At 62.6% G+C, this 13,037-nt stretch carries 10 protein-coding genes; 5 read left to right on the top strand and 5 right to left on the bottom strand.

The window, feature by feature from the left end; translation table 11 throughout:
* Window positions 1–15 precede the first annotated feature (15 nt).
* From AB7828_RS24500 to hrpB, 3 genes are all read right to left on the bottom strand, one after another.
* On the bottom strand, window positions 16–1,515 hold the full coding sequence (locus tag AB7828_RS24500) for a phosphomannomutase/phosphoglucomutase (protein ID WP_089262839.1): 1,500 nt from the start codon (window positions 1,513–1,515) through the stop codon (window positions 16–18).
* A gap of 143 nt (window positions 1,516–1,658) precedes the next feature.
* Window positions 1,659–2,177, bottom strand: coding sequence for a TIGR02281 family clan AA aspartic protease (locus tag AB7828_RS24495; protein ID WP_441231410.1), 519 nt, complete (start codon window positions 2,175–2,177; stop codon window positions 1,659–1,661).
* Window positions 2,178–2,318: 141 nt separating this feature from the next.
* Window positions 2,319–4,793 carry an ATP-dependent helicase HrpB gene (gene hrpB, locus AB7828_RS24490; RefSeq protein WP_441231409.1) on the bottom strand — a complete coding sequence of 825 codons (2,475 nt, stop codon included), beginning with the start codon at window positions 4,791–4,793 and terminating at the stop codon, window positions 2,319–2,321.
* Window positions 4,794–5,086: 293 nt separating this feature from the next.
* On the opposite strand from hrpB, the gene AB7828_RS24485 reads away from it, so the two are divergent.
* Window positions 5,087–6,151 carry an acyltransferase family protein gene (locus tag AB7828_RS24485; protein WP_231078283.1) on the top strand — a complete coding sequence of 355 codons (1,065 nt, stop codon included), beginning with the start codon at window positions 5,087–5,089 and terminating at the stop codon, window positions 6,149–6,151.
* Between the two features lie 3 nt (window positions 6,152–6,154).
* Here AB7828_RS24485 and AB7828_RS24480 read toward each other — a convergent pair whose 3' ends face one another.
* Window positions 6,155–6,760, bottom strand: coding sequence for a hypothetical protein (locus AB7828_RS24480; RefSeq protein ID WP_320446496.1), 606 nt, complete (start codon window positions 6,758–6,760; stop codon window positions 6,155–6,157).
* 139 nt (window positions 6,761–6,899) lie between these two features.
* Between AB7828_RS24480 and polA the strand changes: the two genes are divergently transcribed.
* From polA to AB7828_RS24465, 3 genes are all read left to right on the top strand, one after another.
* The gene (polA, locus tag AB7828_RS24475) at window positions 6,900–9,920 is read left to right on the top strand and encodes a DNA polymerase I (protein ID WP_441231408.1); all 3,021 of its coding nucleotides are present in this window, start codon (window positions 6,900–6,902) and stop codon (window positions 9,918–9,920) included.
* A gap of 46 nt (window positions 9,921–9,966) precedes the next feature.
* Window positions 9,967–10,605, top strand: a complete 639-nt coding sequence (locus AB7828_RS24470) for a LysE family translocator (RefSeq protein ID WP_441231407.1) — start codon at window positions 9,967–9,969, stop codon at window positions 10,603–10,605.
* A 113-nt stretch (window positions 10,606–10,718) separates the two neighbouring features.
* Window positions 10,719–11,354: a LysE family translocator gene (locus AB7828_RS24465; protein WP_439079181.1), complete on the top strand. Its 636-nt coding sequence runs from the start codon at window positions 10,719–10,721 to the stop codon at window positions 11,352–11,354.
* A 219-nt stretch (window positions 11,355–11,573) separates the two neighbouring features.
* On the opposite strand, the gene AB7828_RS24460 is transcribed toward AB7828_RS24465, so the two are convergent.
* Window positions 11,574–12,200: a glutathione S-transferase family protein gene (locus tag AB7828_RS24460; protein WP_309947935.1), complete on the bottom strand. Its 627-nt coding sequence runs from the start codon at window positions 12,198–12,200 to the stop codon at window positions 11,574–11,576.
* Between the two features lie 175 nt (window positions 12,201–12,375).
* Here AB7828_RS24460 and pyrE point away from each other — a divergent pair, with 175 nt between their 5' ends.
* Window positions 12,376–12,939: an orotate phosphoribosyltransferase gene (gene pyrE, locus AB7828_RS24455; protein WP_231078288.1), complete on the top strand. Its 564-nt coding sequence runs from the start codon at window positions 12,376–12,378 to the stop codon at window positions 12,937–12,939.
* The last annotated feature ends 98 nt before the right edge of the window (window positions 12,940–13,037 follow it).

Genomic DNA, 13,037 nt, shown 5'->3' with positions numbered 1-13,037 from the left:
CGACGACAGCAGAAATCAAATCGTCTGGTTATACGCGCCGACTTCCGGATGCGTCCGCAGCACCACATTCATGGCTTCGAACATGTCGTGCATCCGCGCTTCGGAGACCGGGCTTTCGACAACGACCACCAGCTCCGGTTTGTTCGATGACGCCCGCACCAGACCCCAGCTGCCGTCCTCGCAGGTGACGCGCACGCCGTTGACCGTGACGAGATCGCGGATCGATTGTCCGGCGACCTTATCGCCCTTCTTCTGCGCATCCTCGAAATGCTTCACCACCGCAGCGACGACGCCGTATTTGGTCTCGTCGGCACAATGCGGCGACATGGTCGGCGACGACCAAGTCTTCGGCAGCGCGTCCTTGAGATCGGCCATGGTCTTGCCCGGCGCGCGGTCCATCATTTCGCAGATCGCAATCGCCGAGACGAGGCCGTCGTCATAGCCGCGCCCCACCGGCGCATTGAAGAAGAAGTGACCGGACTTCTCGAAGCCAGCGAGCGCCTTCAGCTCATTAGTGCGGCGCTTCATGTAGGAGTGGCCGGTCTTCCAATAGGTCGTCTTGGCATTCTGCTTCTGCAGCACCGGATCCGTCACGAACAGACCAGTCGATTTCACGTCGACCACGAAAGTCGCATCCTTGTGAACCGCGGACATATCGCGGGCGAGCATCACGCCGACCTTGTCGGCAAAGATTTCCTCGCCGGTGTTGTCGACGACGCCGCAGCGATCGCCGTCACCGTCGAAACCGAGACCGACATCGGCCTTGTGTTCGAGCACCGCATCACGGATCGCATGCAGCATCTCCATGTCTTCCGGATTCGGATTGTATTTCGGGAACGTGTGATCGAGCTCGGTATCGAGCGGGATCACCTCGCAGCCGATCGCTTCCATCACTTGTGGTGCGAAAGCGCCGGCAGTGCCGTTCCCGCAAGCCACGACGACCTTCAGCTTGCGCTTCAGCTTCGGGCGATTGGTGAGATCGGCGATATAACGCGCCGGATAATTCTCATGGAATTGGTAGGAGCCGCCAGCCTTGTTCTTGAATTCGGCATTGAGCACGATTTCCTTCAGCCGGGTCATCTCGTCCGGACCGAAGGTCAGTGGCTTGCTGGCGCCCATCTTCACGCCGGTCCAGCCATTGTCGTTATGCGAGGCCGTCACCATGGCGACACAGGGCACATCGAGATCGAACTGCGCGAAATAGGCCATCGGCGTTACCGCGAGGCCGATATCATGCACCTTGCAGCCGGCGGCCATCAGGCCCGTCATCAGCGCATATTTGATCGAGGCGGAGTAGCCGCGAAAATCGTGTCCGGTGACGATTTCCTGCTTCTGGCCGAGTTCTGCAATCAGCGCGCCGAGCCCCATGCCCAGCGCCTGAATGCCCATCAGGTTGATTTCCTTGCCGAACAGCCAGCGCGCGTCATATTCGCGAAAACCCGTGGCCTTTACCATCGGCTCGGATTCGTAAGCGTAGGTATTCGGCACGAGCAAGGGCTTCGGCTTCGGAAACATCGCAGGACCTCGCATCAATTGGGATCAGTCTTGAATGCGCAGGCTTAGCCTTTGCGCACGCCTGTGGGAAGACGCATGGGCATTCAAGGATGCGAGTTTGTTTAGAATTGGGCTGCGGCGTAAATGCGTGGGGATATGAGGTACTACTGTTCGAGTACCATCCGGCCATTTGCATATTCGAAGCGTTTCAACTTCGAGAGAAACGACAGGCCGAGCAGATTCTCGGACAGTGCCTCATCGGGCAGCACCATCGCATCGACATCACGCACGGTCAGCTCACCGACCTGCACGACAGCGATTCGCGCGCGGGCTGCCTTCAGCGTTCCATTCGCCGTTGTCACCGTGGCGTTATAATCGGCACGCGAGGGACGCAGGCCAAATCGCGCCGCCGACTTTTCATTCAATGCGATGACGGACGCGCCAGTATCGACCATGAAACCGATGCGCTGGCCCTCGATACTCCCCTCAGTCTGGAAGTGACCGCGCGCATCGCGCGCAATCGACAGGCTGCGGACACCGGCCTTTGCATTGGCCTGTGTGGTGGGTGCGGGGGATGACGCCTTCGCCATGGCCGGCGTCGTCGCCGTCATCTTGTCGGCCATCTGCGCCATCACGGTGCCCAGACCGATCAGGATCGCCGCGAAGAACATGATACTACGCATACGCAACCTCACTGAACGCAATCAGGGGAACCGCGAGTTCATCACACGGGCTCACCACCGTCCGTTCAGGACGGTCTTACAGACTGCTATTTTCGCGAAAAGGATGAGCGAAGCGTTAATGAGCGGCACTTTGCCTGATGATCACGTCCCGCGCGGCTTCACGCGGCGCGTGGGCAGCGCATTGGCGGGATCTTCCGGCCAGGGATGGCGCGGATAGCGGCCGCGCAGGTCGGAGCGCACATCGAGGTAGCTGCCGCGCCAGAAGCCCGGCAGATCGCGCGTCACCTGCACCGGCCGCTGCGCCGGCGACAGCAATTCCAGCACCAGCGGCACCTTGCCCTTGGCGACCGACGGATGGGTGTTCAGCCCGAACAATTCCTGCAAACGGACGGCAATGGTCGGCCCCTGTTCCGCTTCATAGTCGATCGCCAGCACGGTCCCCGTCGGCGCCTCGAAATGCGTCGGCGCTTCCTTGTCGAGCCGCGCGCGCAGATCCCAGGGCAGCAGGCCCATCACGGCATCTGACAGATCGCCGGCCGAAAAATCCTTCAGCGAGGTCTTGTCGAACAGCGCCGGCATCAGCCAGCTCTCGCGCGCCGCGGCGAGCGCAGTGTCGGACAGATCGGGCCAGGCGTCGCCTTCCGACGCGCGCAAGAACATCACGCGCCCCCGCCACTGCTGCAGCGCCTTCGACCATGGCAGGCGATCGATGCCCGTGGCCACAAGACCATCGGCGAAGACACGCGCGGTGTCTTCAGAGGGTTTCAGCGTGAACGGCGCTTCCGACAACGTAATCGCATGCAGCACACGCTTGCGACGCCCGCGCAGCGACATCGATGCCCGATCGAAGGTCACGTCGTCGGTATTCTCGATCTGATCGGCGAAACGCGCCTCAATATCAGCCTGCGTGATCGGTGCCGCCAGCAGGATACGGCCATTGGCCGCCGTGCCGGTGAGCTCCGCCACGGCGACATATGGCGCGCGCGCCAGGGCGGCACTTTGTTCGATCGACGCGCCCCGGCCATTGGCGAGCACGAAACTGCCATTGCCGCGGTTCTTGGCGACACGGTCCGGGAAAGCGAAAGCAAGCATGGTGCCGGTGGAAAGCTCCTCGTTCTCTTCGGCTGAAGAGGATTTTTCAACCTGCGACGCCCAGCGCTCCGCGAGCTGCCGGGCGCTGCCGGCGCGCTGCGAGCGGTCGCGGCGGAACAGATCGAGTCTGACATCGAGATCGACGCTATCGCCACCAAGCCCGCGTTCAGTGAGAATGGCGGCGATCTCGGCCGCCTCCTCGCCATAACCAAACCGCGCCGAATCCACGATCATGCGCGCCAGCCGCGGCGGCAGCGCCAGCGCGCGCAGCGCATGGCCTTCCTCGGTGATGCGGCCATCGCCATCGAGCGCGCCGAGTTCGCCGAGCAGGCCGCGTGCTTCCTTCAGCGCCGGCGCGGGCGGCGGATCCAGAAAGGTCAGTTGTGCGGGATCGCTGACGCCCCATTGCGCGAGATCGAGCACCAGCGTGGACAGATCCGCGCTGAGAATTTCGGGCTGTGTGTAGGCCGGCAATGAGGCGGTCTGCGGCTCATCCCATAGCCGGTAGCAGATGCCGGGCTCGGTCCGGCCGGCGCGGCCGCGGCGCTGATCGACGGCGGCGCGCGAGGCCCGCACGGTCTCCAGCCGCGTCAGTCCGATGTCCGGCTCATAGCGCGGCACGCGCGCGACGCCGGAATCCACCACGATCCGCACGCCTTCGATGGTCAGCGAGGTCTCGGCAATCGACGTCGCGAGCACTACCTTGCGCTGTCCCTTGGGCGCAGGCTGGATGGCACGGTCCTGGACGCCGGCATCGAGTGCACCGAATAAAGGGACGATCTCGATGGATGCATCCTGTACGCGCTCGGCGAGAAAATTCTGCGTGCGACGAATTTCTGCAGCGCCCGGCAGGAACGCCAACACCGAGCCGGGATCGGCACGCAAGGCGGTCGCGATGGCGTCGGCCATCTGCCGCTCGAGCTGGATATCGGGCTTGCGGCCGAGATAGCGCGTCTCCACGGGATAAGCGCGACCCTCGCTAGCGATGACCGGTGCATCGCCAAGCAGTTTCGCGATGCGCGCACCGTCGATGGTCGCCGACATCACCAGGATGCGTAGGTCCTCACGCAATCCGGTCTGCGCATCGCGCGCCAGAGCCAAGCCCATATCGGCATCGAGCGAGCGCTCATGGAATTCGTCGAACAACACCGCGCCGATGTTCTTCAACTCGGGGTCATCAAGAATCTGCCGCGAGAAGATACCTTCGGTGACTACTTCGATCCGGGTGTTGCGCGAGATCTTCGAGCCAAAGCGGACGCGATAGCCGACGGTTTCGCCGACGCGCTCGCCCAGCGTTTTCGCCATCCGCTCGGCGCTGGCGCGGGCCGCGATGCGCCGCGGTTCCAGCATGATGATCTTTTTGCCCTTCAGCCACGGCGCATCGAGCAAAGCCAGCGGCACACGCGTGGTCTTGCCGGCGCCCGGCGGCGCCACCAGCACCGCGGCGTTGCCGGCTTCCAGCGCGCCCGACAGGTCGTCAAGCACAGCATCGATGGGCAGGGATGTATCGAAGGTTCGGGTCAAGTCGTCATCTTCGCGATGTTCTCGGGGGGCATACCAATCTCAGGTGTCATACGCGGGCTTGACCCGCGTATCCATCTTGCTTCGCGAGAAGATGGATCGCCGGGTCAGGCCCGGCGATAACGGTGGAGCGGACGTTGCGCCCCATTCCCCCACTCCTTAACGCCCGTTAACCACCCCGCCAAACTCGCCCTGCCGCGACCATTTGCGGGGCATATTTGGGGTTCAGGGAAAGGCAATTGAAACCGATCTCGTCTCATGATCCCGCCAAAAGAAGCGCCGAACAGGGGATACCGATGACCACCAGTGGCACCTTCGCCGTCGCCGATCGCGCGGCGCTGTCAGGGACAGAGCGAATCGACTGGGTCGATTACGCCAAGGGCATCTGCATCATCATGGTGGTGATGATGCACTCGGTGCTGGGCGTCGAACTGGCCGCCGGCCAGACCGGCTATATGCACCTGCTGGTGGCCTTCGCCAAGCCGTTCCGGATGCCGGACTTCTTCCTGATCTCCGGGCTCTTTCTGGCCCGTGTCATCGACCGCGACTGGCGGACCTATCTCGACCGCAAGGTCGTCCACTTCCTGTATTTCTACGTACTCTGGGTGACCATCCAGTTCGGCTTCAAGGCGCCCGGCTTTGCTGCCGAACACGGCTGGGCCTATGTCGCCAATCTCTATCTGATCTCCTATATCGAGCCGTTCGGCACGCTGTGGTTCATCTATATGCTGCCGGTGTTCTTCATCGTCACCAAGCTGGCGCGGCGCGTGCCGCCGCTGCTGATCTGGGGCATCGCCGCCGCGCTGGAGATGGCGCATATCAGCACCGGCTGGACGATGATCGACGAGTTCTGCTCGCGCTTCGTCTATTTCTATTCGGGCTACCTGTTCGCGACGCAGGTCTTCGCGCTGTCCGATCGCGCACGGGCCAAACCAGTGATGGCGCTGGTCGGCCTTGCGGCCTGGGCACTGGTCAATGCCGCTCTCGTCTATGACGGCTGCAGCGAATGGCCAGTGATCTCGCTGATGCTCGGCTTCGCCGGTGCGGTCGCGATCATCGTGATGGGCACGCTGCTGGCGAAGATGCAGTGGCTCGGCTTCATCCGCTTCTTCGGCGAGCATTCCATCGTGATCTATCTCGCCTTCTTCCTGCCGATGGCGACATCCCGCGCGCTATTGCTGAAATTCAGCCCGTTCGACATCGGCACGATCTCGCTGCTGGTGACACTCTGCGGCGTCATCGGCGCGCTGGTGATCTGGAGGCTCGCGCTGATGGTCCGTGCGAACTTCCTGTTCGAGCGCCCAGCAGCGTTCTGGATTGCGCCGAAGAAGAAAAGCGCGACGCTGCAGGCGGCGGAGTAGAACTTACACCGCCGTCGGCGACCTTCCGTCATCGAGCTTCACGCCGTCCTTCATGCCATCAATTTTGGCGCGGAAACCTTCCGCATCGCCGAAATCTGCAAATCCGACATAATGCGGATGCGGGCCGAGCACACGGCGCGCATGCTTGATCGGACACCAATAGACCTCGGTGCGCGCGGCAACCTCGCGCACGAAGGCGGCCACGCCGTTACAGTATGAGCAATAGGCGCAGTTCACCTTCTCGATGATGTTGAGATAAGCGAGATGATGCCGGTCGAACACCAGATAGTCGCGCCGCCGCACCTTGGGGATGCCATAAATCGGAAAGCAGACCGCCTGATAGGCCATCACCCAGAGATCGATCAGTACGAAGGGGATGATCAGTGAATAGATCACCGGGGCGGACAACACGATCAGCGGATTAGCGCTGAAGAGGTATTTCGACGCGCCCACCTTGATGGCGCGCTGCAGCTTCTCGATATCCTGCTCGAAGACAATCTTGCGCCGCTCGAAACGGAAGCGCAGCTCTTCCCGCCGGCGGGTCAGCTCGGCCTCGATCTCGGCCTCCACGCCCTTCAACTTGTCCATCAGTTCGGCGAGCTCGGGCATGACTGGTCCTTCGATTGGCAATGACCGGCGCAAGGGCACATGGAACAGGGCGCGGCGCAAGCCGGGCGGCATCACAAAAACCGGCGGGATGACTGGCTGACAGACTGTCATTTCCGGCGAAAATCCTTAAGTTGCGGCCATGCCGAAAACCTCAGAAACAGCCGCCGCCAAGCCCGCCACCGTCAAGGCCCTCGCGAAGGGTGACCATGTCTTTCTGGTCGACGGCTCGTCCTATATTTTTCGCGCCTATCACGCACTGCCGCCGCTGAACCGCAAATCCGACGGGCTGCAGGTCAATGCGGTGCTGGGCTTCTGCAACATGCTGTGGAAGCTGATCCGCGACATGCCGCCGGACAACCGGCCGACGCATCTGGCGATCATCTTCGACAAGTCGGAAGTGACCTTCCGCAACAAGTTGTATCCCGAATACAAGGCGCACCGGCCGCCGGCGCCGGACGACCTGATCCCGCAATTCGCGCTGATCCGCGACGCCGTCCGCGCCTTCGACCTGCCGAGCATCGAACAATCAGGCTTCGAGGCCGACGATCTGATTGCGACCTATGTCCGCGAAGCCGGTGAGCGCGGCGCGACCGCCACCATCGTGTCGTCGGACAAGGATCTGATGCAGCTCGTGACCGAACAGGTCACCATGTACGACACCATGAAGGATCGTCGCCTCGGCATTGCCGAGGTGATCGAGAAATTCGGCGTGCCGCCGAACAAGGTCGTCGAAGTACAAGCGCTGGCCGGCGACAGCGTCGACAACGTGCCCGGCGTCCCCGGCATCGGCATCAAGACCGCTGCGCAACTCATCATCGAATATGGCGACCTCGAAACGCTGCTGAACCGCGCTGGCGAGATCAAGCAGCCGAAGCGGCGGGAATCGCTGATCGAGCACGCCGAAAAGGCACGCATTTCGCGGCAGCTCGTCCTGCTCGACGACAAGGTCGCCCTCGACGTGCCGCTCGATGACCTCGCAGTGCACGAGCCCGACGCGCGCAAGCTTATCGCGTTCCTGAAGGCGATGGAATTCTCGACACTGACGCGCCGTGTCGCTGAATATGCCGAGATCGATCCGGCAGATGTGGATGCCGACAGCGCAACGAAGAGCAGCTCCGCGCCCTCCGCTCATAGAGCAGGCGGCGATCTGTTCGGGAACACCGAATCTACACCCACAGTGAAAGGCAAAACAGGCGCAACCAGCCCCGTGAGCGGTAGTGCTCATGCGACCGGTCCAGGCAGCAAGGACGTGCTCACCCCGATCTCGCTGGCCAAGGCCCGCGCCGAAGCCGCGCGCAAGATGCCGGTGAAGCGCGAGGCCTATCAGCCTGTACGCTCCCTGAAAGAGCTCGAGCTATGGATCTCCCGCATCCTCGATACCGGTCACGTCGCGTTCGAATGCAAGGCGTCGTCGATCGATCCGATGCAGGCCGACATGGTCGGCATCGCGCTGTCGCTCGGTCCGAATGATGCCTTCTATGTGCCGCTGGCCCATCGCCAGTCCGGCGACGGCGCAGGCCTGTTCGCCGCCGATCTCGAGCCCGACCAGATCAAAGCTGCCGATGCGCTTGCTGCGCTGAAACCGGTGCTGGAATCCGCAGGCCTGCTGAAGATCGGCTTCAACATCAAGTTCACCGCGGTACTGCTCGCACAGCACGGCATCACGCTGCGCAACCATGACGACGTGCAACTGATGTCCTATGCGCTCGACGCCGGGCGCAACGCCCATGGCCTCGATGCGCTCGCCGAGATCTGGCTCGGCCATGCCATGCTGACCTTTGGCGAACTGATCGGCTCCGGTAAGGGCAAGCTGACGTTCGAGCAGGTCAAGATCGACCGCGCCACGGCCTATGCCGCCGAAGACGCCGACGTGTTGCTGCGGCTGTGGAATGTGCTGAAGCCGCGGCTTGCGGCCGAGCGCATGACCACCGTCTATGAGACGCTGGAGCGGCCGCTGATCTCCGTGCTCGCCCGCATGGAGCGCCGCGGCATCTCCATCGACCGTCAGGTGCTGTCAAAACTCTCGGCCGACTTCGCGCAGACCGCTGCGCGCATCGAAGCCGAAATCCGGGAGATCGCCGGCGAGGAGGTCAATATCGGCAGTCCCAAGCAATTGGGCGATATCCTGTTCGGCAAGATGGGTCTGCCGGGCGGCAGCAAAACCAAGACCGGCGCGTGGTCGACCTCGGCGCAGGTGCTCGATGACCTCGCCGAACAAGGCCACGAATTCCCGCGCAAGATACTCGACTGGCGTCAGGTATCGAAACTACGTTCGACCTATACCGACGCGCTGCCGAATTACGTGCATCCGCAGACCCATCGCGTTCACACCACCTACGCACTGGCGGCGACCACCACGGGCCGCCTATCGTCCAACGAACCGAACCTGCAGAACATCCCTGTTCGTACCGAGGATGGCCGCAAGATTCGCCGTGCCTTCATCGCCGCTGATGGACACAAGCTGGTGTCGGCCGACTACTCGCAGATCGAATTGCGACTGCTGGCAGAGATCGCCGATATCCCTGTGCTGAAACAGGCCTTCCAGGACGGCCTCGACATTCACGCCATGACGGCTTCGGAAATGTTCGGCGTGCCGGTCAAGGACATGCCGGCGGAAATCCGCCGCCGCGCCAAGGCGATCAATTTCGGCATTATCTACGGCATTTCGGCGTTCGGCCTCGCCAACCAGCTCAGCATCCCCCGCGAGGAAGCCGGAGCCTATATCAAGAAATACTTCGAGCGCTTCCCGGGCATCCGCGCCTATATGGACCAGACGCGCGATTTCTGCCGGGAGCACGGCTATGTGCAGACCCTGTTCGGGCGTAAATGTCATTACCCGGACATCAAGGCCTCGAACGCCTCGATCCGCGCCTTCAACGAACGCGCCGCGATCAATGCCCGCCTGCAGGGCACCGCCGCCGACATCATCCGCCGCGCCATGACGCGGATGGAAGACGCGCTGGCGGAGAAGAAACTCTCAGCCAAGATGCTGCTGCAGGTGCATGACGAACTGATCTTCGAGGTCCCCGACGACGAAGTCGCGGCGACGCTGCCGGTCGTGCAGCACACGATGCAGGACGCGCCGTTCCCGGCGGTGCTGCTGTCGGTGCCACTGCAGGTCGATGCGCGCGCGGCGGATAACTGGGAAGAGGCACATTAAGCAGCAGCCTTTCCCCGCGCCCGATTGAAACGTCGCGAGGGCCCACATGAGTTTCACCGGCATCAATCCACTGCTGGCCTTCGCGCTGACCGCAACGATTATCGAGATCACGCCTGGGCCCAACATGGCCTATCTCGCGTCCCTGTCGCTATCGCACGGGCTGCGGGTCGGCTTCGCAGCGGTTGCCGGTATCGCCTTGGGCCTGATGACCTATGGTATTGCCGCGACGCTCGGACTTGCCACAGTGATCGACAATTCGCGCTGGCTCTATGAGATACTGCGATGGGCCGGCGTGGCCTATCTGGTGTGGCTCGCCTGGGACGCATGGGCGAGCGAACGCGAAACTGCTGAAGCGGTCGAAGGCGAGGATAGCCAGCCAGGGCGCGCATTCCGGCGCGGACTGGTAACCAATCTGCTCAATCCCAAGGCTGCGGTCTTCTACGTCGCAGTGCTGCCGGAATTCGTGCGGATCGACGGCGGCCCGGTTATGGCGCAGACGCTGATGCTGAGCGTTATTTATGTCAGCATCGCCACGGCGATCCATATGGCCATCGTCATGCTCGCCGGAAGCCTGCAGAAAACCATTGCGACACCCGATCGTCGCCACAAGATACGCCGCTGCCTGGCCGTGGTTCTGCTCGGCATCGCTGTCTGGTTCGCCTTCACCAGCGGCCGCGCACATTGATCGACGAGCTGGCGTCTCCCGGCTGAAATATTTGACCGCCGCGGGCGTGTTTTACGCAATGGCGCCAGATTGCGTTGCCCGATAATATGTCCGCGACCCACCGGAACGTCAGAATGCCCCATCTCACATCCCTGCTCGGTTTTGCCCTCGTCTCGCTCGGCATGGTGCTGACGCCGGGGCCGAACATGATCTACCTGATCTCGCGCTCGATCACGCAGGGGCCTGCGGCCGGCATGGTGTCGCTCGGCGGCGTGGCGCTTGGCTTCATCTTTTACATGCTCTGCGCGGCCTTCGGCATCACCGCGCTGCTGTTCGCCGTACCCTATGCCTATGACGCGCTGCGTCTTGCAGGCGCAGCCTATCTGCTGTGGCTGGCCTGGCAGGCACTGAAGCCAAACGGCCGCTCACCGTTTCAGGTCAAGAAGCTGGCGATCGACAGCCCGCGCAAGCTGTTCGCCATGGGCTTCATCACCAATCTGCTCAATCCGAAGATCGCGATGCTGTACCTGGCGCTGCTGCCGCAATTCATCGATCCCACGGCGGGCAGCGTGCTGACGCAGTCGCTGGTGCTGGGATCGACGCAGACCATCATCAGCGTCGGCGTCAACGGACTGATCGCGCTCGGCGCCGGGTCGATCGCGCTGTTTCTCGGCGAACGACCGACCTGGCTCAAACTGCAGCGCTGGCTGATGGGCACGGTGCTCGCCGGCCTCGCCGTGCGGATGGCGCTGGAAACGCGGAAGGCGTGATCTTCCTAACCTCGCCCCGCTCTTTGCGGGGAGAGGTCGCGCGCACCTTTGCGCGCGGGTGAGGGGCAGGACACCGGGCCTGCCTCACTAACAGTCTGTCGGATCGGAAAGTCGAACCACGCGTTGAGTAATACGCGAGTAGCAGGGACGTTGTGACGTCAGCGCCATGCCCCTCACCCCAGCCCTCTCCCCGCAAAGGGCGGAGAGAGGGAGCCGACCTCAATCCAGCTTCGCGTCCATGCCGCGCTTCACACCCGGACGCGCCATCAGCGTGTCGTACCAGCGGCCGACATTCGGGAAATCGGCGAACGACACCTTGTGGCGCTCATGCCGCCAAGCCCAGCCGAGGACGGCGAAATCGGCCACCGACAGCGCGCCGGCGACGAATTCGTGGTCGGCCAGGCGACGATCCAGCACGCCATAGAGCCGGCGCGTCTCATCGGAATAGCGCTTCAACCCGTAGGCCCGCTGGGTCTCATCTTCCAGCGCGATGAAATGATGCACCTGGCCGGGCATCGGACCGAAGCCCCCCATCTGCCACATCAGCCATTCCAGCACCGGAATCCGCTCGCCGAGAGATTTCGGCAGGAATTTGCCGGTCTTTTCGCCTAGATAGAGCAGGATGGCGCCGGATTCGAACACGCTGACCGGCTTGCCATCCGGCCCTTCGGGATCGACGATGGCGGGAATCTTGTTGTTCGGGCTGATTTTCAGGAATTCGGGCTTCATCTGCTCGCCCTTGCCGATATGCACCGGGAAGACCTTGTAAGGCAGGCCCATTTCCTCCAGTGCGACGGAGATCTTGCGCCCGTTCGGCGTATTCCAGGTGTGCAGCTCGATAGTCATGCGATTCCTCTTCCGGTCTTGCCCGATCTTGTTGCCGGGTCTGTAGCATCGTCCCGATGAGCGGTAAAACGGCCCGAGAGTGTTGACGACACCTGCGCCAGTCTGGAATGTGCCGGAAAGCGCCGATAGATTGCGCCCGGTTCAGCACAGAGACCGTTTCAACAGAGACATGCCATTGACCAAATCAGCCGCCCGCGCCCGCCTGTTCGAGATCATCCGCGACCGTTCGTTCGGTTATGGCGAGATCACGCTGGCTTCGGGCCGCAAGAGCAATTTCTATTTCAACCTGAAACCCACGATGTGCCACCCGGAAGGCGCGGCGCTGCTGGCCGAGCTGACCTACGACGCGCTGCGCGACGACAATCTCGATTATGTTGGCGGGCTTGAGATGGGCGCCGTGCCGCTGGCCGGCGCGCTGGCGCAGCTCTCCTGGCTGAAGAACCATCCGATCGCGGCCTTCTTCGTCCGCAAGAAGCCGAAGGAACATGGCGCGCGCCTCGCCGTCGAAGGCCTCGCCAAGGGCGAGACGCTGGAGGGTAAGCGCATCGTCATTGTCGAGGACGTCACCACCACTGGTGGCTCTGCCGTGAAGGCGCTCGAAGCCGTGCGCGAGGCCGGCGGCGAAGTCGTGCTGGTGTTCACCATGGTGGACCGCGACGAAGGCGCAGCCGAGACCTTTGCCAAGGCCGGCGTGGCGTTTCGCTCGCTTTACAAGGCCGGCGAATTTCTGAAGGGTTGATCCTTCATCGGCTCCGTTCGCGCACAATGCGCGCAAGGACGCAGTGAAAGGTCACCTTTTGCTTCGCTTCATCGCCCTCGCTGCTTTGCTCCTCATTG

It is taken from the genome of Tardiphaga sp. 215_C5_N2_1, from assembly GCF_052076055.1.
Classification (GTDB): domain Bacteria; phylum Pseudomonadota; class Alphaproteobacteria; order Rhizobiales; family Xanthobacteraceae; genus Tardiphaga; species Tardiphaga robiniae.
This window is presented reverse-complemented; position numbering and strand designations above follow the sequence as displayed.

Coding starts and splice junctions, on each gene's coding strand:
- AB7828_RS24500 (WP_089262839.1), bottom strand. CDS start 1,515: ATGTTTCCGAAGCCGAAGCCCTTGCTCGTGCCGAATACCTACGCTTAC.
- AB7828_RS24495 (WP_441231410.1), bottom strand. CDS start 2,177: ATGCGTAGTATCATGTTCTTCGCGGCGATCCTGATCGGTCTGGGCACC.
- AB7828_RS24485 (WP_231078283.1), top strand. CDS start 5,087: ATGACCACCAGTGGCACCTTCGCCGTCGCCGATCGCGCGGCGCTGTCA.
- AB7828_RS24480 (WP_320446496.1), bottom strand. CDS start 6,760: ATGCCCGAGCTCGCCGAACTGATGGACAAGTTGAAGGGCGTGGAGGCC.
- polA (WP_441231408.1), top strand. CDS start 6,900: ATGCCGAAAACCTCAGAAACAGCCGCCGCCAAGCCCGCCACCGTCAAG.
- AB7828_RS24470 (WP_441231407.1), top strand. CDS start 9,967: ATGAGTTTCACCGGCATCAATCCACTGCTGGCCTTCGCGCTGACCGCA.
- AB7828_RS24465 (WP_439079181.1), top strand. CDS start 10,719: ATGCCCCATCTCACATCCCTGCTCGGTTTTGCCCTCGTCTCGCTCGGC.
- AB7828_RS24460 (WP_309947935.1), bottom strand. CDS start 12,200: ATGACTATCGAGCTGCACACCTGGAATACGCCGAACGGGCGCAAGATC.